The 20,777-nt window shown below is 39.1% G+C and carries 18 protein-coding genes; 11 read left to right on the top strand and 7 right to left on the bottom strand.

Annotated features, from left to right (window positions below):
- Nucleotides 1-61 precede the first annotated feature (61 nt).
- Nucleotides 62-316, bottom strand: a complete 255-nt coding sequence (gene rpsT, locus R2R28_RS06840; RefSeq protein ID WP_056871313.1) for a 30S ribosomal protein S20 — start codon at nucleotides 314-316, stop codon at nucleotides 62-64.
- Nucleotides 317-558: 242 nt separating this feature from the next.
- Here rpsT and R2R28_RS06835 point away from each other — a divergent pair, with 242 nt between their 5' ends.
- Entirely contained in the window at nucleotides 559-1,137 is a 579-nt protein-coding gene (locus R2R28_RS06835; RefSeq protein WP_316824959.1) for a phosphoribosylglycinamide formyltransferase, read from the top strand.
- A gap of 15 nt (nucleotides 1,138-1,152) precedes the next feature.
- Here R2R28_RS06835 and R2R28_RS06830 read toward each other — a convergent pair whose 3' ends face one another.
- Both R2R28_RS06830 and R2R28_RS06825 read right to left on the bottom strand, forming a co-directional pair.
- Nucleotides 1,153-1,536: a hypothetical protein gene (locus R2R28_RS06830; RefSeq protein WP_316824958.1), complete on the bottom strand. Its 384-nt coding sequence runs from the start codon at nucleotides 1,534-1,536 to the stop codon at nucleotides 1,153-1,155.
- A gap of 200 nt (nucleotides 1,537-1,736) precedes the next feature.
- Nucleotides 1,737-3,140 carry an MFS transporter gene (locus R2R28_RS06825; protein WP_316824957.1) on the bottom strand — a complete coding sequence of 468 codons (1,404 nt, stop codon included), beginning with the start codon at nucleotides 3,138-3,140 and terminating at the stop codon, nucleotides 1,737-1,739.
- Nucleotides 3,141-3,216: 76 nt separating this feature from the next.
- Here R2R28_RS06825 and R2R28_RS06820 point away from each other — a divergent pair, with 76 nt between their 5' ends.
- The 8 genes from R2R28_RS06820 to rodA all read left to right on the top strand — a co-directional run bounded on the left by R2R28_RS06820 (nucleotide 3,217) and on the right by rodA (nucleotide 11,278).
- Nucleotides 3,217-3,585, top strand: coding sequence for a helix-turn-helix domain-containing protein (locus tag R2R28_RS06820; protein ID WP_316824956.1), 369 nt, complete (start codon nucleotides 3,217-3,219; stop codon nucleotides 3,583-3,585).
- A 17-nt stretch (nucleotides 3,586-3,602) separates the two neighbouring features.
- Nucleotides 3,603-3,731 carry a hypothetical protein gene (locus tag R2R28_RS06815; protein WP_316824955.1) on the top strand — a complete coding sequence of 43 codons (129 nt, stop codon included), beginning with the start codon at nucleotides 3,603-3,605 and terminating at the stop codon, nucleotides 3,729-3,731.
- Nucleotides 3,732-3,779: 48 nt separating this feature from the next.
- Nucleotides 3,780-5,306: a bifunctional phosphoribosylaminoimidazolecarboxamide formyltransferase/IMP cyclohydrolase gene (gene purH, locus R2R28_RS06810; protein WP_316824954.1), complete on the top strand. Its 1,527-nt coding sequence runs from the start codon at nucleotides 3,780-3,782 to the stop codon at nucleotides 5,304-5,306.
- A gap of 232 nt (nucleotides 5,307-5,538) precedes the next feature.
- Entirely contained in the window at nucleotides 5,539-6,561 is a 1,023-nt protein-coding gene (locus R2R28_RS06805; RefSeq protein WP_010601761.1) for a rod shape-determining protein, read from the top strand.
- A 95-nt stretch (nucleotides 6,562-6,656) separates the two neighbouring features.
- Nucleotides 6,657-7,496, top strand: coding sequence for a rod shape-determining protein MreC (gene mreC / locus R2R28_RS06800; protein ID WP_316824953.1), 840 nt, complete (start codon nucleotides 6,657-6,659; stop codon nucleotides 7,494-7,496).
- Nucleotides 7,489-8,004 carry a rod shape-determining protein MreD gene (locus R2R28_RS06795; RefSeq protein ID WP_316824952.1) on the top strand — a complete coding sequence of 172 codons (516 nt, stop codon included), beginning with the start codon at nucleotides 7,489-7,491 and terminating at the stop codon, nucleotides 8,002-8,004. The genes mreC and R2R28_RS06795 overlap by 8 nt, the downstream gene beginning before the upstream one ends.
- Nucleotides 8,004-10,013 carry a penicillin-binding protein 2 gene (mrdA, locus tag R2R28_RS06790; protein ID WP_316824951.1) on the top strand — a complete coding sequence of 670 codons (2,010 nt, stop codon included), beginning with the start codon at nucleotides 8,004-8,006 and terminating at the stop codon, nucleotides 10,011-10,013. The genes R2R28_RS06795 and mrdA overlap by 1 nt, the downstream gene beginning before the upstream one ends.
- Nucleotides 10,014-10,015: 2 nt before the next feature.
- Complete coding sequence (gene rodA, locus R2R28_RS06785) at nucleotides 10,016-11,278, top strand: rod shape-determining protein RodA (protein WP_316824950.1); 1,263 nt, start codon at nucleotides 10,016-10,018, stop codon at nucleotides 11,276-11,278.
- A 204-nt stretch (nucleotides 11,279-11,482) separates the two neighbouring features.
- On the opposite strand, the gene R2R28_RS06780 is transcribed toward rodA, so the two are convergent.
- A complete protein-coding gene (locus R2R28_RS06780) occupies nucleotides 11,483-12,691 on the bottom strand; it encodes a hypothetical protein (RefSeq protein ID WP_316824949.1) in 1,209 nt (402 codons plus the stop codon).
- Nucleotides 12,692-12,814: 123 nt separating this feature from the next.
- Between R2R28_RS06780 and R2R28_RS06775 the strand changes: the two genes are divergently transcribed.
- On the top strand, nucleotides 12,815-13,396 hold the full coding sequence (locus R2R28_RS06775; protein ID WP_316824948.1) for a thymidine kinase: 582 nt from the start codon (nucleotides 12,815-12,817) through the stop codon (nucleotides 13,394-13,396).
- 211 nt (nucleotides 13,397-13,607) lie between these two features.
- Complete coding sequence (locus R2R28_RS06770; protein ID WP_316824947.1) at nucleotides 13,608-14,402, top strand: SDR family oxidoreductase; 795 nt, start codon at nucleotides 13,608-13,610, stop codon at nucleotides 14,400-14,402.
- A 169-nt stretch (nucleotides 14,403-14,571) separates the two neighbouring features.
- Here the strand turns inward: R2R28_RS06770 and R2R28_RS06765 are convergent, their stop codons facing one another.
- From R2R28_RS06765 to R2R28_RS06755, 3 genes are all read right to left on the bottom strand, one after another.
- Entirely contained in the window at nucleotides 14,572-17,985 is a 3,414-nt protein-coding gene (locus R2R28_RS06765) for a DEAD/DEAH box helicase (protein ID WP_316824946.1), read from the bottom strand.
- 319 nt (nucleotides 17,986-18,304) lie between these two features.
- Nucleotides 18,305-19,336 (bottom strand): GntR family transcriptional regulator, encoded by a 1,032-nt coding sequence (locus R2R28_RS06760; protein WP_316824945.1) that lies wholly within the window; start codon nucleotides 19,334-19,336, stop codon nucleotides 18,305-18,307.
- A gap of 42 nt (nucleotides 19,337-19,378) precedes the next feature.
- Entirely contained in the window at nucleotides 19,379-20,764 is a 1,386-nt protein-coding gene (locus R2R28_RS06755; RefSeq protein ID WP_316824944.1) for an FGGY-family carbohydrate kinase, read from the bottom strand.
- Between the last annotated feature and the right edge of the window lie 13 nt (nucleotides 20,765-20,777).

Below are 20,777 nucleotides of genomic sequence, written 5' to 3'. Positions count from 1 at the left end.
AAAAAAGGCATCCCAACTTTTTGGTTGGGATGCCTTCCACTAATATCGTAAAAAAAATGGCTTATTTTAAACCGTTAACGAATTTCGTTAATTTTGATTTATTGTTTGCCGCTTTGTTTTTGTGGATAACATTCTTTTTTGCTAAACGATCTAACATAGAGATTACTTTTGGCAATAAATCAGATGCAGTTTTTTTATCTTCTGCAGCACGTAGTCTTTTAATAAAGGTACGTGTAGTTTTTGCCTGATATCTGTTACGTAAACGTTTTGTTGCGTTTGCTCTAATTCTTTTTAATGAAGATTTATGATTTGCCATTTCTATTTAGCCTTTTATTTTTCTTATTCGTTTCCTATAATTCGGGTTGCAAATATAGGATTAATGTTTTTAAAATGCAAAACACTTTTAACTTTTTTTTCGTTAAAATTTAACCCCGTTTCCCAACTGCAAAAATACATTAAAATTATTCATTAATAATACTTTAACTTAATTGAATAAAATTTCTTTTCGATTGAAAAAACAGCCTTAAAAATACTATTTTTGGGCAAAACGATTTTTGAGTGAAAAAACGAATAGCCATATTTGCATCAGGTTCTGGTTCTAATGCCCAAAAACTGATGGAGCATTTTAAACGGAGTAACGAAATTGAGATTTCTTTAGTGTTAACCAACAACGCTGAAGCTTATGTATTGCAAAGAGCTGATAATTTTGAAATCCCCACTCATATTTTCGACAAAAACGAGTTTTACAAAACCGATGAGGTAGTAGATCTACTCAAAAACCTGGAGATTGATTTTATTGTACTCGCTGGTTTCCTTTGGCTAATCCCCAAAAGCCTCATCCACGCCTATCCGGGCCGGATTGTGAATATCCACCCGGCTATCCTTCCTAAATTTGGCGGCAAAGGCATGTATGGCGACCACGTGCACAACGCCGTAATGGCAGCAGGCGAAGCGGAAGGCGGCATAACCATTCATTACGTTGATGAAAATTACGATGAGGGAGAATACATTTACCAGGCCCGCTATAAGATCGATAAAAACGACAACCTGGAAATGGTAAAATTTAAAGGTCAGCAGTTAGAGCACCAACATTACCCACGCATAGTAGAAACGCTGGTTAAAAAAATCAAAAAGTAAAACTAAGGGACATTCCTATTCTACCTTAAAAATTTCAGGGTCAGTTTTAGCGCACCACAACTTTAGGGTATCGCCAACCTGTAAAAAGTCGTTTCTATTGATTACTTCCTGCTTCCAGGTTTTATTATTTACTTTATAGGTAAATATAGCGTAAGGCGTTCGGCTGTTTCTATTTCTTTGCGTGTATAGTTTGGTCACAACCCCGTGAACAGGGACTCCATACTCGGCCAGCTGCCTTTTCATAAAAGATTGATGCATCAGAAACACAAAAACACCTATTGGTCCACCAACAAATAGAAAAAACAGAAATGACTTTAATTTATCCCACCTGCCACCATCACCCAACCATAAATCGCCTAAATAAAGCAGCGCCAAAATACTTGAAATGCTCAGCCACATTACCCAGTTAAACCCGAAATAACGATGAGAATGGTAAATGCCAACATAGCAACATATAAGAAGGAACAATACGATTATATAAGACCAGATTGTTTTACGTTTTGACTGAAACATTGCTTTGGTTAGTTATGAAGGGGCTAAAATAATAAAAATCATAACATTCTGTTCATCATCAATACCTACAGCCCTAAAAGGGTTTATTAACCATTATCCTGCTTCGTTTTTGACATTATCAACAATAACAAACTCACTACAACCAGGAATCCGATATTTAATAAAGTTGCCTTTTGGTAGGCTACTGCGAAACGCGTTACTATAGTTGAATGATGAAGCTGACTAAAAAACACCCCTCCAACTATAGCAACCCCAATGGCAACCGAAATTTGTTGCAGGGTTAAATAAATCCCTGATGAAGCACCCATTTTATCTTCAGCAATACTTTTTAAAGCAACTGTCATTAAAGAAGGTAAAATGGTACCACAGCCAAAACCATAAATAAATAATACGATAACGATATATAATTGTGGCGCATCATTAGAATTAAATAACATCAAATGAAAAACGAGCGCCATGATCATCATTACAGATCCGGCGAGCGATATATATTTGCCGTAACGGGCTACCAGTGGCGTAAAAAATATCGAGGCCATCACGTAACCGATTCCCTGGCAAACAAAGTACATTCCGGTACGGGCAGAACTTACGTTCATCCCACTTTGTAAATTAACGGTATTGATTAAAAAGTAAGAATCCTGAACGAGGTAATAAAACAGGGAAACTAAAAGCCCCATCCTGAAATCGAAGTTTTTGAAAAGGGAAATATTGATTAAAGGATTTTTTCCTGTTCTAATATTTAGCTGCTGGCCATAAATAAATACAACAAACAAAACCATTGATACGAGCAATAAAATAATGCTCCAAATTGGCCAACCCAGTTCCCTACCCTGAATCAAAGGATAAATAAAAGCGGTTAAGGTTAACATCAGCAATAAGCCACCTTTAAAATCAAACTTTTCCGTAATTTTTAAGGGCAATTCTTTAAGACACTTAATTCCGAGTATAACAGCCATTAAACCAATGGGTACGTTGATTAAAAAAATCAAACGCCAGCTTTGCGGAATGATTTGGAGATCAGGAATCAATCCGCCTAAAAACTGTCCGGCAACGGAAGCAATTCCGGCAATACTCCCATAAATCCCTAAAATCCTTATCCGCTCTTTTGGATCAGGAAATAAATCAGGAATAAAGGCCATGCCTTGTGGCACCATAAACGCCGCGCTTATACCTTGTATAAAACGTGCGATATTTAACTGGGTAGCCGATTGAGAAAACCCACAGCATAAAGAAGCGATGGTAAAAATCAGCATTCCGGATAAAAACACTTTTTTCTTTCCAAAATACTCGCCTGCACGACCTCCGGTAATCAAAAAAGAGGCATACCCTACAATATACATAACCATTACAAATTGCATATCAGCATCCGTACCTTTAACCCCGGCCTTAATAGATGGCAGTGCCACATTTACTATGAACAGGTCTAATACGGATAAAAATATGGCCGAACAAATAATGAGGAACAAGAACCACTTTCTGTTTTTTTTCATGCTTTTCTTATCTTTAAAATTCAAAGGAAGAAAAGGCTTAAGCAGCAATCAAGTAGTCATGTAAACCATACCAAGTATGCAAAACAGTACCAATAATGAGTATAAAGTAGTTACCAATGGAGATTTATTTTTAAATGACTCTCCATTGACGGGTGTATTTAAGGTAATTGGCGGGAAATGGAAAATTATGCTCATTAAGGCCATTGCTGCTAAATGCCCTAAAAGGTTTGGCGAACTTAAACGCGAAACAATTTTCTTAAGTCAGGGTACTTTGACCACGCAACTTAAAGAAATGGAGCGCGATGGACTTATCCTACGCGAGGCTTTTGCAGAATCTCCCCCACGTGTTGAATACAAACTTACCGATTTAGGAAAAACACTCCTTCCCGTTATAGCTGTTTTAGAAGATTGGTATGCCAGTTTCCAAAGCAATGTTAAACATTAAAAATTTTGGATAAAGTAATGAAAAACAAAGCGGTAGCACAAATTTTACAACTAGTGTTAAAACCTAAAAACATCATTGAAAGACAAAAAATACGGGGTAAAGAAAAATCTGTAAATAATTTCATTTTTATTGGTTTCACCACCTAAATAAATGCCTCTGTTTTACTACCTTTGCGGCTCAAAATTTTCAGTAGAATGAGTCAATCCATTAAAATCAAAAACGCTTTAATCTCAGTATATTATAAAGATGGTTTGGAGCCATTGGTAAAATTGTTAGCCGCACAAGGTGTAAAGTTATTTTCTACCGGTGGAACAGAACAATTCATCAAAGATTTAAACCTTCCGGTTACGGCGGTTGAAGATTTAACCGGTTACCCTTCTATTTTGGGCGGACGAGTTAAAACTTTACACCCGAAAGTATTTGGTGGCATTTTAAACCGCAGGGCGTTAGCGGGTGATCAGGAGCAGATTGCTGAATATGAGATCCCTGAAATTGATTTGGTAATTGTTGATTTATACCCATTTGAAGAAACCGTAAAAGCAGGAGGAACACCAGAAGAGATTATCGAGAAAATCGACATCGGCGGTATTTCTTTAATCCGTGCCGCTGCGAAAAACTTTAATGATGTGGTAATTATCGCTTCGAAAAACGACTACCCTACTTTACAAGCCCAATTAGAAGCACAAAATGGCGAAACTACCTTAGCACAGCGTAAATCGTTCGCTAAAACAGCTTTCCATACTTCTTCTCACTACGATACTGCAATTTTTAACTATTTTAATACAGAAGAACCTCTTGATGTTTTTAAACAGAGTGTAACTGAAGCCAAAACTTTACGTTATGGCGAAAACCCTCACCAGGGTGGTGTATTTTATGGCGATTTAGATGCCATGTTTACCAAATTGAACGGCAAAGAGCTTTCTTACAACAACCTGGTTGATGTGGATGCGGCTGTTGCTTTGATCGACGAATTCAAAGATCCAACTTTTGCGATCTTAAAACATACCAATGCCTGTGGTATTGCCTCACGCCCTACCGTTAAACAAGCCTGGATTGATGCCTTAGCATGCGATCCGGTTTCGGCTTTTGGTGGAGTATTGATTACCAATGTGGAAGTTGACCTGGAAACGGCACAAGAAATTAACAACCTGTTTTTCGAAGTATTAATCGCACCTTCTTACCAACCAGAAGCTGTAGAATTGTTCAGCAAAAAGAAAAACCGCGTTATTTTACAACGCAACGAGGTTGAATTGAGCAAAAAACAATTTAAAACCTTATTAAACGGGGTAATTGAGCAGGATAAAGATTTAATTATCGAAGGTCCGGAGCAAATGACTACCGTTACCGATAAAGCACCAACAGCACAAGAACTGAAAGATTTATTCTTCGCCAACAAAATTGTAAAACACACCAAATCTAACACCATCGTATTGGTTAAGGATGATGTGTTGATTGCAAGCGGTGTTGGACAAACGTCACGTGTTGATGCGTTAAAACAAGCGATTGAAAAAGCAGCTTCATTTGGTTTCAGCGTTAAAGGTGCAGCCATGGCTTCTGATGCTTTCTTCCCTTTCCCTGATTGTGTTGAAATTGCTGCAGATGCCGGAATTAGCGCTGTGTTACAACCGGGTGGATCGATTAAAGATGCTGATTCTGTTGCCAAAGCAAACGAAAAAGGTATTGCCATGGTAACCACTGGGGTAAGACACTTTAAACACTAACTAAGCTTAATATCTAAAGACTAAAGCTTAAAGCGAAGGTCATTATTAAATTTAAGGGGCTTAAAACTTTGGTCTTTTAGCTTTGGTCTTTTAACCTTTTATTTTCTAAACATTTTAATTGCCTTAAAAACAATTCAATAAGTAAAGAAAATAAAACTTAAAACAATAAAAAAGCTATTTTTACATTAGGAATAGTATAGATTTGACAAAATAAAGAAAACATACCTTATACATGGGATTATTTAACTGGTTTACGCAAGAAGTTGCCATCGATTTAGGCACAGCGAATACCCTGATTATACATAACGACAAAGTAGTTGTAGATGAGCCATCTATTGTTGCTTTTGATCGTACTACAAACAAAGTCATTGCTATAGGTCGTCAGGCAATGCAAATGGAGGGTAAAACCCACGATAATATTAAAACTGTTCGTCCATTAAAGGATGGAGTAATTGCCGATTTCAACGCTGCTGAAGCGATGATTAAAGGGATGATCCGTATGCTTAATGGCGGTAAGGGATGGATGTTCCCTTCTTTACGTATGGTAATCTGTATTCCATCAGGCATTACGGAGGTAGAAAAACGTGCAGTACGCGATTCAGCGGAGATTGCCGGAGCAAAAGAAGTATACCTGATCCACGAGCCAATGGCAGCTGCTGTAGGTATCGGAATCGATGTGGAAGAGCCAATGGGTAACATGATCATTGATATAGGTGGTGGTACCACTGAGATCGCGGTTATCGCTTTATCGGGTATTGTTTGCGATCAATCGATCCGCGTGGCCGGAGATAACTTCGACTCTGATATTGTTAACTACATCCGCCGTCAGCACAACATTATGATCGGTGACCGTACTGCAGAAAAAATTAAAATCGAAGTGGGTGCAGCTTTACCTGAATTACAGGATGCTCCTGCTGATTTTGCGGTTCAGGGTCGTGATTTAATGACTGGTGTTCCAAAACAGATTACTGTTTCTTATACTGAAATTGCACACTGTTTAGATAAATCGATCTCTAAAATTGAAGAAGCGATTTTAAAAGCTTTAGAGATTACCCCACCAGAACTTTCGGCAGATATTTACCAAACGGGGATTTATTTAACCGGTGGTGGTGCTTTATTAAGAGGTTTGGATAAGCGTGTAGCAGCTAAAACTAAATTACCGGTTCACGTTGCAGAAGATCCACTTCGTGCGGTCGTTCGTGGAACAGGCATCGCCCTTAAAAACATTGGCGGATATAAATTCTTAATGCAATAACATTTAGTTTGGAGTTTGGGGTTGTGAGCTTGGGGTTTTCCACTCATACGCCAAACCATTAACTCCCAACTCCGAACTTTTAACTCCAAACTCAAATGCGTAACCTTTGGATTTTCATCAGCAGATACAACGCATTTTTCCTATTTATCATTTTTTTTACCATTGGGATATACCTCACGGTGAAGAACAATTCCTATCAGCGCAGCGTAACCTTAAATTCTACTAATGGAGTTGTGGGTACTGCTTACGAGCGGTTAAATGTTTTTAAGCGTTATTTAAACCTGGGGATTGTAAATGATAGCCTTGCTGCAGAAAATGCAAAACTTAAAAGCCAATTACTGGGTTTAACCACCGTAGATACAGCTAAAGATGTAAAGGTTGTTGATACCATTACCAATCAGGATTACACCTATCTTGCGGCTAAAGTGGTTAAAAACTCCATTACCTTACGGAATAACATCATGACGATCAATAAAGGATCTGTTGATGGGATTAAAAATGGAATGGCTGTTATTGCGCCACAAAGAGGCGTTGTCGGTTTTATCCGGGATGTTTCGGAACACCTGGCCACTATTCAATCTTTATTGCATAAAAACACCAGAATTAGTGTAACCTTAAAAAAGAATAATGCATTGGGCTCTTTGGTTTGGGGTGATGGCAATTTCGATATCAAAAAGGCTTTTATCAAAGAAGTTCCCAACCACATTAAAATGTACGTTGGCGATACGGTAGTTACTTCGGCTTATAGTGAATTTCCTGCCGGAATTTTAGTGGGAAGAATCACCAAGCCAAACGTTGCCACCAATGATAATTTCTTATCAGGAGAACTGAATTTATTTACAGATTTTAGCACATTGCAATATGTATATGTGGTTAAATATAAAAAAGCTGACGAGCAAAAAGCGCTGGAAAGCATGATTAAACCGAATGAATAGTAGAATCATAATTGTAAATGTGATCAGGTGGTTTTTACTACTCTTTGTGCAGATATTTCTGCTCAAGAATATGGGCTTTTATGATCTTTCTACCCCATTTATCTACGTATTATTTTTGCTTCTGCTGCCTTTTGGCATTCCAAATATTGTATTGTATTTATTGGCTTTCGGAACAGGATTAACCCTTGATGCCTTTTACGATACCATGGGCGTACACGCTACAGCCTGTGTTGTTTTAGCATTTGTAAGAATATCTTTTATATCAATAAGTTTAAACCGCGACGCAATCGACGATCCCGAACCTTCATTAAGTTACATGGGTTTCCAATGGTTTTCTCTTTATGCTTTTCTCTGCGTTATCGCACACCATTTGGTGTTGTTCTTTTTAGAAACATTCAGGTTAACAGAAATCGGTTATACCTTAATGAGATGCGGCTTAAGTTGTATCTTTACACTGCTTATTATTTTATTGGTAGAGTTTATATTCTATAGAAGAACACCACGTTAATGGATCAGTTATTTAACCGAAAATATATCGTTCAAGGATTATTTATTGTAATCGCCCTGATTTTATTGGGAAAGTTATTCTATATCCAGATCATTAGCGACAAGGCCTTTAGCTCTGCCGAAAGCAACGTACTACGTAAAATTTATAAATATCCGGCCCGTGGAGCCATCCTCGACCGGAACATGAAGGTGATCGTACAAAACGAACCTGTTTACGATTTAATGGTAACCCCAAACGAGGTTAAACCTTTCGATACTTTGGCACTCGCCAGTGCTTTGGAAATTACCATGGAGGATGTGCGTAAAAAATTGAAAAAAGCAAGGGCACAATCCAATTACCAGGCTACGTTTTTCGAAAGGCAGATATCTGTACAAAGTTATGCCCGTTTACAGGAAATTATGTATCGTTTTCCGGGTTTCAGAACGCAGGACAGAACCATCAGGCATTATCCCGATAGCATTGCCGGACAGCTTTTTGGTTATGTTAAGGAAGTAAGCCCGAATGATATTGAAAATTCAGAAGGTTATTATAAACCAGGTGATTTTATTGGAAAAAGTGGCTTAGAGCGTTCTTACGAAGATTTTTTACGTGGAGAAAAGGGCGAAACCAGGATCCTTTACGATGCTAAAAATATTGCCCAGGGCAGTTACGCCAATGGAAAATACGATGTTAATGCGGTATCCGGCGATCGTTTGATTTCTTCTTTAGATATTCGCATTCAGCGCCTCGGCGAAGAACTGATGAAGAATAAAGTAGGTGCAATTGTAGCCATTGAGCCTTCAACGGGTGAAATATTGGCCTTTGTAAGTAGCCCGGGTTATGATCCTAACCAATTGGTGGGTAAAGATTGGGGCAAAAACTACATGAGTTTGATTGCAAATCCTTACCGTCCGCAGATTGTGCGCCCCATTGCCGGTCAGTATTCACCAGGATCTTCATTTAAACCTGTTGATGCACTTGTGGCCTTGCAAGATGGCGCTATTGATCCAAACACAACTTTCTTTTGTCCGGGTTATTATATGGCCGGAAACCATAAAGTAAAGTGCGAACACGTAGATGGTACCATTAACATGCAGCGCGGTATCGCCCGTTCCTGCAACACCTATTTCTGCCATGTTTTTCAGAGCATCATCACCAAAAACGGCATGAAAAACCAGCGTCAAACTTACGCCAATTGGCGTGAGCAGATTGCTAAATGGGGTTTTGGCGAGAAATTGGGTATTGATATGCCATTCGAAAAAGCAGGAATATTTTACCATTCTGAACATTATGATAAAATTTATGGCAAACGCTGGGGTTATACCACAGTAATTTCACAGGCAATTGGTCAGGGCGAGATTACCTCTACCCCATTACAAATGGCAAACGTAATGGCTGCCATTGCCAACCGTGGTTATTATTTAAAACCACACTTAATTAAAGGGATTGGCGATAAAAATGTAGTGAAGAAAGAATACGTGGTTAAAAACTATGTAGGTGTTGATGAGAAATATTTCCCGATTGTAATCGATGGCATGCGTGATGCCGTTAACAGTCCGTGGGGAACAGCGAAAGAGTCGCAAATACCCAATATCGTAATGTGCGGTAAAACCGGAACGGTACAAAACCCTCATGGTAAAAACCACTCCGTTTTTATTGGTTTTGCCCCAATGGACAATCCTAAAATTGCCATTGCGGTGATTGTTGAAAATGGTGGTTTTGGTGGTTCGTATGCCGCTCCAATATCAAGTTTCATTGTCGAAAAATATTTAACGGATACCATTAAACCACGTTCGAACGGTTATACGGTCAGAGCCTTCTCCGAAACCAATCTTTTACCAGCATTGATTGATAAAACAAAAAAGGTTAAATTGACTAAATTAGATAGTTTAAACATCAAAAAAGCCGATTCGCTTAAAAGGATTAAAGACAGTTTAAAAATAAAACCGGCCATATTAAAGCAAACCGTTGCCACAAAGCCAAAAGTAAACCAACCTATTGTAAACCATAAACCTGTAACCAATAAATAACAATGCAACAACAGGGAAACCGTTTCTTTTTTAACGTAGATTGGATTACCGTTTTAATCTACATTGCTTTATGTGCAGTGGGTTTTATCAATGTATACGCTTCTATCTATAACCCGGATAAAGCTGCAGGTTTCGATTTTGCAAGCAGTTATGGCAAGCAGTTAATTTATGTGATAACCGGACTAATTTTAGGCTTATCGCTCTTATTGTTTGATGGTAGGCTATTTAACGTATTTGCACCATTTATTTACGGCGCTACCCTCTTTTTGCTCATTGTAGTATTATTTGTAGGCCGGAATGTAGGCGGAAACCAGGCCTGGATCCCTATTGGTTCCTTTAGGTTACAACCCTCTGAGTTTGCCAAATTTGGTACAGCCCTGCTCCTGGCAAGGTATGTAAGCACTTTTAACCCAAAATTCAGGGATATTAAATCAATCGTGATTGCGGCATTAATTGTGCTTGCCCCACTATTATTAATCATGTTACAGCCAGATACGGGCTCTGCCCTGGTTTTCCTGGCTTTTATGTTTCCACTATACCGCGAAGGTTTATCAGGTTATTTTCTCCTTATTTTCTTAGGAATGATCGTGTTATTTGTTGCCGATTTCCTGGTACCAACTTATGTATTAATCTTTATCCTCAGCACCATTGGCGGGCTTTTCATTTACAATAACCGGAAGAAACAAAAAATCGTGATCTCTACCGTATTGGTAACTTTAATTGCTATTGCTTATCTTTTTGTAGTTAAAATTGCTTACGAAAAAGTTTTAGCCCCGCACCAGCGTAGCCGTATCGAATTAATGTTAGGACTTAAAGCCGATAATAAAGGTGCGGGTTATAATGTAATTCAATCGCAGATTGCCATTGGTTCAGGGCAGGCAACTGGTCGTGGTTTTTTACAAGGTACCCAAACTAAATATGGTTATGTACCGGCACAGAGTACGGATTTTATTTTCTCTACAATTGGTGAAGAGTGGGGATTTATGGGTTGCTCGGTTGTGATTGGCTTGTACATATTCCTATTGCTCAGGTTGATCAATCTGGCAGAAAGGCAGCGTTCTACTTTCTCCAGGGTTTACGGTTATAGTGTAGCCTGTATTCTCTTTTTCCACGTATTTATTAACATCGGTATGACGATTGGGATTATTCCGGTGATTGGAATTCCTTTACCCTTCATCAGTTATGGCGGATCATCACTTTGGAGTTTTACCATTCTCCTGTTTATCTTTTTAAAGCTGGATTCTAACCGGATGGGATTTATTTAAAAGTCGGGAGTCCGGAGTCTTTAGTCCGGAGTCGGTAGTCCGCTTAAATTAAGATACGTCATTTCGAGCGGAGTGCAACGCAGCCGAGAAATCTATATGAACAGATTTCTCCATTTCGCTACGCTTCAGTCGAAATGACGACCAAATCAGTAATATAAGGAGCACAATATTGTGTTATCTTCCAAACGCCAATCCGGCACTGCCTTACTTACTAAACCTTCTATTTAGCAACTCATAAAACTGATCAACCGTAGCCTGTTTAGCTGCCCAGTTATTTTTTGCAGCATAATTGTGCTGAAGATAGCTGTCAGCGGCCTCGAAACTGGCCATTCTATTGATAATATCTATCACTTCCGAATAGGCCAGGTTGTAGCCATTAAAAAGTTCTCTGATAAAAAGTAATTTTTCATTTAAGCTGATGGCCTGTTTTAAATCAGCAATTGGTGCTTTAACAGGTTCATTATTTTGACTATTAGTTTTCGCCAATAAATCGTTTAAACTAGGTGCTGGCCTGGCTGTTACCGGTTGTGGTGCTGGCTTTACCGGAACTGCTTCCGGGGTAAATAACGGGCGCTCCTGTTCTACCGGAGGCGAAATAATTGGTTCATCCAGTTTTACATCTTTTAGCGCTTCGATAGGTTCAGCAGGTATATTAACGGCTTCTTCTCTCTTAACTTCAACTATTGGTTCTTCTCTTTTTGCTTCAACAACAGGTTCTTGCTTTACAACCTCCTCTGGCTTTTCTTCTTCATGTGGAATTAAAAATGGTTCAGGACCAATTTCATCATCTTCTGCCGGCAATACCTCTTCTTGTACTGATAAGGATTCTTTTTCGTGAATTTTCTTCTTTTGTGCTAAAATTTCTGCTTCTTCTTTACTTAAGGGGCGATCAAAAATTTCCTCAACAGATTTAGCTTCATAATCGAACTGCGCATTTTCATCATGATTACCCAGTACGAATTCGAAAGTATGATCATCCTGATCGGGTTTGAAAAAATCTTTGTTCAAAAGCGATTCTGCCTTTTCTTCTTCAATAATTTCATCGTCCAGTATTTCCTGTTCAGCCCTTATGTCAACTCGTTCTTCTTCTTCAGCAATAGCTACATCTTCCAACTCCTGCGGTTCAAAGCTTTGCCGATCTTCTACGAGGCTTTCTTCAGTTTCAGGTAAGATGATCGTATTCTGTTCTGCCAACAAAGCATGACTTCCGGTTTCAGGTGCTCTCTCTTCTGCTACCGTATTTAACTTTTTAACGATATTAACGTGGTCGGAAAGAAAATGGGCATTAGCGAGAAAAAGCTCTAGCTCTAAATCATGTAATTGTTGAGGGTTTTGAGCAAGGAACTGGTATTGCTCATTTAATTCTGTTAAAATATTGCCGATCTTTCTGAAAATATCCTGTTGGTTCATCATAAAGTTAAAACGAATTTTTAGCCGATTTATGTTGGTAACTATGTGTCCAAAAATAACACATAATTCTCATATTTGTTCGGTTTAAAAATTATAGAGCGAACATAGGGGAATAAAAAATCGGGCATGTTATTTAGCGAACAAAATTTTAGAAGAAGAGGCGAATTTTCAGGGAGTATAGAAGTGGTATGTGGCTCTATGTTTTCTGGCAAAACCGAAGAACTGATTAGAAGGCTAAAAAGAGCCCAGATTGCTAAATTGAATGTCGAAATTTTTAAACCGCGCACCGATACCCGATACCACGAAACCGCAGTGGTATCGCATGATTTAAACTCCATCAACTCCACTCCTGTTGATAGCGCATCGGCCATTTTATTACTTGGCACCAATACGCAAGTGGTTGGCATAGATGAAGCACAGTTTTTCGATGATGAATTACCTGATGTTTGCAATAAACTTGCCCTGAGGGGAATCCGCGTAATTGTAGCCGGTTTGGATATGGATTTTACAGGCAGGCCTTTCGGTCCGATGCCAGCTTTAATGGCCATTGCCGAGCACGTAACCAAGGTAAATGCAGTTTGCGTTTGCTGTGGCAATCCGGCACTTTACAGCTACCGCACAGCTGCCGATGAAGCCACGGTTTTATTGGGCGAAAAGGAAAGTTATGAGCCACGCTGCAGGGCTTGTTATAATTTGGAGAAGGGATAATAAGGTTCAATAGTTCATTCATCATTGGTTCATTTGGTTAACCGGCTAATGGTATAAATTGGTTTAATCGGTTAACGGATTATTTGCTCATTCATCAATGGTGATTGGTTTACTGGTAACTGAAAATTGCCAACTGAGAATTGGTCTGCTGGTAATTGATTATTGAACATTCAATATCCGGGCGCCAAGCGCTCACCGCTAAACATATATCATGAAAATAAAAAACATATCTATATTAGGCTGTGGCTGGTTTGGATTGGCTTTGGCCAAAAAACTGGTCTCATTAAATTATACGGTTAAAGGTTCTACCACCAGTAAGGACAAATTAGCCATACTTCAGGCTGAAAATATACAACCTTATTTAATCAATTTTACTGCAGATGCAATTGTAGCAGAGGAAGCATTTTTTGAAGCGGATACCTTATTTATCTGTATCCCACCGAAGCGGAACTCCACTGAACTATTAGATTATCCCCAAAAGATAAAATCGATACTTGCAGCTTCGAAAGATAAAGCCAAACATGTGGTACTCATCAGCTCCACCAGTGTTTATACTGATGAGAACAAAGCCGTTAATGAAAATAGCGAGACCAAACCTGATACAGATTCGGGCAGGGTTGTTTTAGCTGCAGAAATTCTTTTTAAAGAGCTATTCCCTGAAAACTGTACCATCATCCGCTTTGCAGGTTTGATTGGTCCAGATCGTAACCCAGGAAGATTTTTTGCCGAAAAAAGCAATGTACCGAATGGTTTGGCACCCGTAAATTTGATACACCAGACCGACGCAGTAGGGATTGCGGTTAAGATTCTGGAGAAACAAGCTTTCGGGAGAACTTACAATGCCTGCTCGCCAAAGCATCCTGCAAAAATGGATTTTTACACCAGAGCCGCTAAATCTACCGGCCTTGCTGAACCCAATTTTATTGCCGAAAAGAAGGATTGGAAAATTGTAGAGAGTTTGAATGTGCCTGAATTTCTGGGTTATGAGTTTGAGGTAGCGATTTAGTTATTTACCTTATTTTGAGTTGCATTGATTAGCTGCATCGTCATTCCCAACTCGATTGGGAATCTTAAAGCTTATTGCACTACGATTCCCACCTGCGTGGGAATGACGGACAATTTTTGAATCTACTTTTGGCACGATGGTAATGCCTCCATGAACTAATAGCGAATATTTAACTCAACAAGCCCAATAATTCTTTCTTAGTTAGGTTTTTAAACAAACTACCATCCGTTTGGATTAAATCCTTCACCAAGTCTTTTTTAGTGGCCTGAAGCTTCATAATTTTCTCTTCGATGGTATCAGGGCAGATTAAACGCACTGCCATTACATTTTTGTGCTGGCCAATGCGATAAGCACGATCTATGGCCTGGTTTTCTACCGCAGGGTTCCACCATGGATCTACCAGGAAAACATAATCGGCTTCTGTTAAATTGAGTCCGGTTCCGCCAGCTTTTAAACTGATCAGGAAAACCGGAATATCCGCATTCTCCTGGAACGAAGCAACAGCTTCTGCTCTTTTACGCGTTTGCCCGGTGAGGTATTCGTACCGGATTCCACGGTTTTCCAACTGTTTTTTAATCAGATCGAGCATGGTTACAAATTGAGAAAAAACCAGTATTTTATGCATTCCGGCCTTACTTTCTATTTGTTCCATCAGCACATCTATTTTTGATGAAGCCTGTAAATACGACTTTCCATCGGCTAACAATGCGGCCGAATTACAGATTTGCCGTAAAGTGGTAATACTTTTCAGTACATGCATTGAACTTTTTGGCAGCTCATCTTCCTGTTTGCCCAGAATAAAATCCTGGATTTCCTTTTTATTGGCCTCATAAACTTCGCGCTGCTCGGCTCCCATTTCGCAATACAATACAATCTCTGTTTTATCGGGAAGTTCTTTAGCCACCTGTTCTTTTGTTCTGCGGAGAATGAAAGGCCTGATTTTTTTCTGCAGTTCTTCTGCCCTTCTGCTATCCTTAAACTGATCGATCGGGGTTGAATATAAATCAGCAAACTGCTGTTTACTACCGAACAAACCCGGACAAGCAAATGACAGCTGCCCGTACAGATCGAAGGTATTGTTCTCAATCGGCGTTCCCGTCATCACCACTTTGTTTCGCGATTGTAACATGCGAACGGCTTTGTAACGTTGCGAATCTGGGTTTTTAATCAGTTGAGACTCATCTAAAAAGATATAGTTAAAACGGTAATCTTTTAAGAAACGGATATCCGATAACAATGTTCCGTAAGAGGTTAATATAATCTCATAGCCATCAAAACTATCGGTAGTTTTTGTGCGTTCGCCAGCATAAATGGTTTTCACTTTTATGGATGGAGCAAATTTCTGCACTTCCGCTTTCCAGTTAAAGATTAATGAAGCCGGAACAACAACCAGGTTGGTATTGTGTTTTACTTTTTCCCGCTGCGATAAAATGAAAGCCAAAACCTGGATGGTTTTACCCAAACCCATATCATCAGCCAAACAGGAGCCAAAATTAAAATCATCCAAAAAGTTCAGCCAGTTTAATCCATCTTTCTGGTAATGGCGTAAAGTTGCCGTTAAACCCCTGGGCACTTCAACTTCCTGAATAGAATCTGTTCCTTCAAATTTCTGTTTATACAGTTTAAGTTCATTTTTCACCTCACCATCCAATAAAGCATCTTCATAAAGTTCGTTTATGGTAGCAAATTTAATTTTTGGTGTTAGTATGGTATCTTCAGTTATTTCACCTGCGCTGAAATAAGCTGTAAATTTTTCGATCCACTCCAATGGTAAAATGCCCTGTGTACCATCATCGAGCGTTACAAATTTGCTTTTGTTCCTGATGGATTTATGCAGGAGTTTTAACGCAACTTCCTGCTTCCCGAATTTCACTTTTACTTTGGTTTCGAACCAATCGGTTCCACTTAAAACTTCGATATTGATTTTCGCCTGAAATTGACTCAATTTATTGTTTTTAAGCTGATTGAAGCCTAAAATATGAATGCCTTTATTTCGCCATACTTCAAAAGCTTCGAGAAACCAACCTTCTTCTAAAAAGCGTTTTCGGTGCAGGTAAAAGGAATCATAGCTATTTTGCTCAAACAGGAAATCGTTTTCCATTTGCTCATAGAAGTACGGGTGCGACCTGATCACATTCGAAATAAACTGAAGTTCGGCCTTTTCATCACGATCAAGTTTAAAAACATTCCCCAGTTTATCCTTCGCCTGGATCTGCTTTTTCGACAGCACCGGAATTTCGAGGTTTCCATAACGCATTACAGGTGTAAGGAGGATATAATCTTCCGATTCGGAAAGGTAAATCAATTGTTCATTTTCGAGGTCAAAACCTTTTTCTTCGATCTGGCTTTGGGTGGCAGGTTTTAAATAAGAATAATCTACATGGATACTGCCTTCCAATTGAATGAGTATTGTTTTTTGGAATTCCGGATATTTCGTTTTATGTAAGATTAAACGATTGCTCTGCTTTTTGAAAAAACCAATAACACGTAAAAAATCAAGTCTGCCGATTAAATAAAGCTGATCTTTAAGTTTAACAAAATATTGATGAACCAACACGATATTATCGAGTTCGTAAGATTTCCCTTCTATGATCAAGCGGCCTGTGATTTCATAATAATCATCACGCTGGTTTACGGAGAGCCTTAAATCTACCTCCAATAAATGAGCTTTTACAGGAATGATAGTCGACGCCTGAATGGCAGATGATTGCTTGTTATCCTGCAGGTAAAACGGAACCTGTTGTGGATTTTTTACGATAGCCCTTAAGGCTTCTATTTCAGCTTCGCTTTGGTCGTTATTGTAATTCTGCTGAAAAGTCCCAATCCCGCTATAGAACTTTAACAGCTCATGATCATCGGTTTTAAAAAGCAGATCTGCCGGATTGATGCCTTTTAACGGATTTTTAATTTTCCCGCTTTTAGTAGTCTCGGCCTCGAATAATTCTACCGTTAAATTATTGTAGTAACGGTGCTGGCCTAGCACCAAAATCATTTTATCCTGGATATTTTTAGCTTCTACTTTTGGTTTAGGCTTTACGGCTGGCAATAAAAGTTCTTGCAATTGTTGCTGCGCTTCTTTATTGAAGGGCTGCAAGGCATCCATTTTAGGTTTGATCTCCAGCTGTCCGTGCCCGTACTTTAAATTAAAAAGAAGATCAAGGTTTTGTTCTTTTTCCAAACCATAATCCAGCGCAATTTTGGCCAGTTTTCGTTGACGGAGGTTACCGTCAAAAAAAATAAGTAAATCCTGTCGTTGAAGAATATTGTATAAAACCCGGGCCTGATGCTCGCAAAGTTTGTTTTTTGGTGTAGCGCAACGGCAGGAAAGTTTTACTGAATTTGAATGCTGTTGCACCTGAACAATCGGAAAGGGCAATCCTGAAGATTCATCGCTAAAAGCGGCATAATCAATTTCCAGCTGCTCCGGAAAAAGCTGATAAAAACCTTTAACATCGGTATGTACCAATCCGTTTAAATGTTTGAGGATAACAATCTGACTAAGGTTTTTCAGGTTAAAATCCTTTAAAATATAGTCGTACGGATTTTGATCTGAAACCTGATATGCTGTTACCTGTTCACTCATTTAAACTAAAATAGCTAAGTGATAAAAGTAATCATTAATAAGTTTTAGGTAAAACTCCATTTTGGGTTTTTATGCACAAAGCAAAGTTTATTCATAAGAAAAGACACCAATGCTATTAAGTTAGGAAAAAATCGAAAGAAGGTGTCACCCTGAGCGTAGTCGAAGGGCATCTCGTTTAATTTATCCACCTCTAGAAGTCTTCGACTACGCTCAGACGGACAACTACAGTGCTTAACTAAATAGCATAGTTTAGGACAAGTGGTGACGAACCGCATCTAATAGATTACTCGGCTGCGCTCGAAATGACGGATTTCCTATATTAAAGCGACTTACGCAGATTCAGATAAAAAGGCACTTCTATTTTTTCTGTTTTTCCGGTAAGGATAAATTCTGCCGCCAGTGCACCCAATTTGCTAAAATCAGTAGAAATAGTGGTAATTCCATCTAAAATAATCCTTTTTAACGGGGTTTCGTTGTAAGAAATCACGCCAACATCTTTCCCGATTTTGAGTTTCTGGGCGATTAAACGTTCAATAAGCATCACCAAATCATCTTCCATGAGGTTGATATACACTTCTCCAGGGCTGATTTCTTCGTCTTTAATATTGTGGATCACTTTGTGATCGAAGGCATATTGCTGACAGAAACGATAAAAACCTGTTAATATCTCGTGGGGAAAATAACTATTTTTGGGAAAGATAATTTTGAGGGTGCGATAATTCGAAAGACGATCCAGGGCCTGTTCCAAAGCCGCGTAAATATCCTGGGCAAAGTTTTCGTAGGCCGCAGCATAATCGCCAGTTATCCCTGGCAGGAGTTTATCCAAAATCACCAGTTTTTCTTTTGGGATGGTGTTGATGATTTCGTGGGCATTTTCGCCACCTTCTAAAAAATGCGGTATGATGACAAAATGAGAATAATCGTCGCGTTTGGCTACAATCATCTTTTTGAACAGCGCAAAATCGTTATTATAAATGTAAAAATCTATTGCAGCACGTTCTCCCAAAGTTTTGGTAAAAGAATCATAAATGATCTTTTTATGGGTACTGAGTTTGTTAAAAAGCAAACAGACTTTCAATTTCCGCGAAAAATCGGTGTTTACGATAAAGTATCCCTTGCCGGGCACAGAATCTACCACGCCCAATTTCCTGAGGTTGCGGTAACCTTTTTCGGCTGTATCCCTCGACATTTCCAAACTGAAACTCAACTCATTTATAGAGGGCAGTAAACTGTTTTTAAGCAGTTTACCACTTTCGATAGCGGCCAAAATCGCATTGGTTAACTGCTTGTATTTTGGCGTCGATGAATATTCGTCGACGATGATGTAAGGAATTAAATCTTCTGGTTTCAAAGTGGTTACATGGGTGTAGGGATTTCGAATATAGGGAAATTCTTAAAAATCCAGGCTACGTTGAATGGCAGAATAATATTTTAACTGGATGATATCGCTTGGCGCAGGGTTTTCGTTCCAGGCATCGTTTATAGCCAGTGCCGTACCTATTGCCGTTGCCTGCGAAACGGATGACGCATAAACTTCAATATCTGGAATAGATGTAGCTAACAAATGCATGTAAATGGCATTTTTACCAAAGCCTCCATCCACAAAAATTCTTCTCACACCAGCGTTTAAAATCAGTTTTAGCGAATAAATCTGCTGTTTAATCAGGTCGAAGATTAATTGGTGATAAGCTTCTTCTGCAGTCTGAAAAAGATTCAGATCACGGTTTGGAAAGGCAGAATTTGCTGAAAATCCCTGTTGCTCCTGCTGGTTTTCGGGAATTTTATTCGCCAGTTTCAGGATCATTGAAGGATTAAACTTCAGGTGTTTAAACAGATATGCCGCACGGTCGAAATGTTCTGCGATGCGTTTAAGCTGCACTTCATGCTCGTAACCGGCAAAAATACGCGAGGCTTTAACTGCTTTGCCTTTGTAGTGCATGTAACACAAACAATCCTGTTTAAGCTCCCCGGCGGTTAAAGTCTCCTGGTTGAAAGGATTTAAGCTGATACACCAGGTTCCGGTAGAAATGAGTACAAATGGCGTATTAAAATTAGCCAGGTAAGGAATCAATGCTGCAGAACTATCATGCAGGCCAACGCCAACATTTACGGTCTTGCCTTCAAAATTGGTCGCCAGGTTTGAATCTGCAGGGCTAAACGCTCCAAATTTCTCCTCGATTTTCTCCGCTGAAACCCAATGGTGGTATTGATTTTTACCAAAATCCCAAAGCTGGGTATGACAACCGATACTGGTAATATCGGCCACGGCTTTGCCGGTAATTAAATAACTTAAATATTGCGGCAGGTGTAAAGCCCATTTCACCTTTTGGAATATTTCAGGTTTTTCGTGCTTTAACCGGTACAATTGCATGCCCGAATTTAAGCTGCCCAAAATCGGTGAAGCGGTTTCTAAAGAAATCTTCTCTTCACCACCATATTCGGCATAAAAGGCTTTTTTAAGTCCTTCGGGGTATTCTTTTAAATAGTTATAGAGCGGAGTTAGTGGTTCTCCGTTTTCATCAAGATACACAAAACTGGCACCATAGGTAGAAAAATTGATCGCCTTAACATCAAATTCTTTTAACAGCAAAACCTGATGCAGGGAATCGTAAACGGAAGAACGCAGGCTCTCGAGGTTTTCGCAAGGCTCGCCATCTTCGTCTACAGTTTCTACAAAACGGGCAGAACGTTCGTAAACAATCTGGTAATTCTCGTCGATAAGGAACAGTTTTTTATTCGTTTTCCCAACATCAAATATGGCAATAACAGGTTTTGACATTTTTGTTCTCCTA

This window comes from Pedobacter miscanthi (assembly GCF_032678605.1).
Taxonomy (GTDB): domain Bacteria; phylum Bacteroidota; class Bacteroidia; order Sphingobacteriales; family Sphingobacteriaceae; genus Pedobacter; species Pedobacter miscanthi_A.
Note: the sequence above shows the minus strand (reverse complement) of the source record. Positions and strands in the feature narration are given on the sequence as shown.

What these genes read in the sequence shown, in the direction of transcription:
- R2R28_RS06755 (WP_316824944.1), bottom strand. Translation starts at nt 20,764, where the DNA reads ATGTCAAAACCTGTTATTGCCATATTTGATGTTGGGAAAACGAATAAA.
- R2R28_RS06825 (WP_316824957.1), bottom strand. Translation starts at nt 3,140, where the DNA reads ATGAAAAAAAACAGAAAGTGGTTCTTGTTCCTCATTATTTGTTCGGCC.
- R2R28_RS06775 (WP_316824948.1), top strand. Translation starts at nt 12,815, where the DNA reads ATGTTATTTAGCGAACAAAATTTTAGAAGAAGAGGCGAATTTTCAGGG.
- R2R28_RS06795 (WP_316824952.1), top strand. Translation starts at nt 7,489, where the DNA reads ATGAATAGTAGAATCATAATTGTAAATGTGATCAGGTGGTTTTTACTA.
- R2R28_RS06765 (WP_316824946.1), bottom strand. Translation starts at nt 17,985, where the DNA reads ATGAGTGAACAGGTAACAGCATATCAGGTTTCAGATCAAAATCCGTAC.
- R2R28_RS06780 (WP_316824949.1), bottom strand. Translation starts at nt 12,691, where the DNA reads ATGATGAACCAACAGGATATTTTCAGAAAGATCGGCAATATTTTAACA.
- mrdA (WP_316824951.1), top strand. Translation starts at nt 8,004, where the DNA reads ATGGATCAGTTATTTAACCGAAAATATATCGTTCAAGGATTATTTATT.
- R2R28_RS06770 (WP_316824947.1), top strand. Translation starts at nt 13,608, where the DNA reads ATGAAAATAAAAAACATATCTATATTAGGCTGTGGCTGGTTTGGATTG.
- R2R28_RS06830 (WP_316824958.1), bottom strand. Translation starts at nt 1,536, where the DNA reads ATGTGGCTGAGCATTTCAAGTATTTTGGCGCTGCTTTATTTAGGCGAT.
- rpsT (WP_056871313.1), bottom strand. Translation starts at nt 316, where the DNA reads ATGGCAAATCATAAATCTTCATTAAAAAGAATTAGAGCAAACGCAACA.
- mreC (WP_316824953.1), top strand. Translation starts at nt 6,657, where the DNA reads ATGCGTAACCTTTGGATTTTCATCAGCAGATACAACGCATTTTTCCTA.
- R2R28_RS06820 (WP_316824956.1), top strand. Translation starts at nt 3,217, where the DNA reads ATGCAAAACAGTACCAATAATGAGTATAAAGTAGTTACCAATGGAGAT.
- R2R28_RS06805 (WP_010601761.1), top strand. Translation starts at nt 5,539, where the DNA reads ATGGGATTATTTAACTGGTTTACGCAAGAAGTTGCCATCGATTTAGGC.
- rodA (WP_316824950.1), top strand. Translation starts at nt 10,016, where the DNA reads ATGCAACAACAGGGAAACCGTTTCTTTTTTAACGTAGATTGGATTACC.
- R2R28_RS06815 (WP_316824955.1), top strand. Translation starts at nt 3,603, where the DNA reads ATGAAAAACAAAGCGGTAGCACAAATTTTACAACTAGTGTTAAAACCT.
- purH (WP_316824954.1), top strand. Translation starts at nt 3,780, where the DNA reads ATGAGTCAATCCATTAAAATCAAAAACGCTTTAATCTCAGTATATTAT.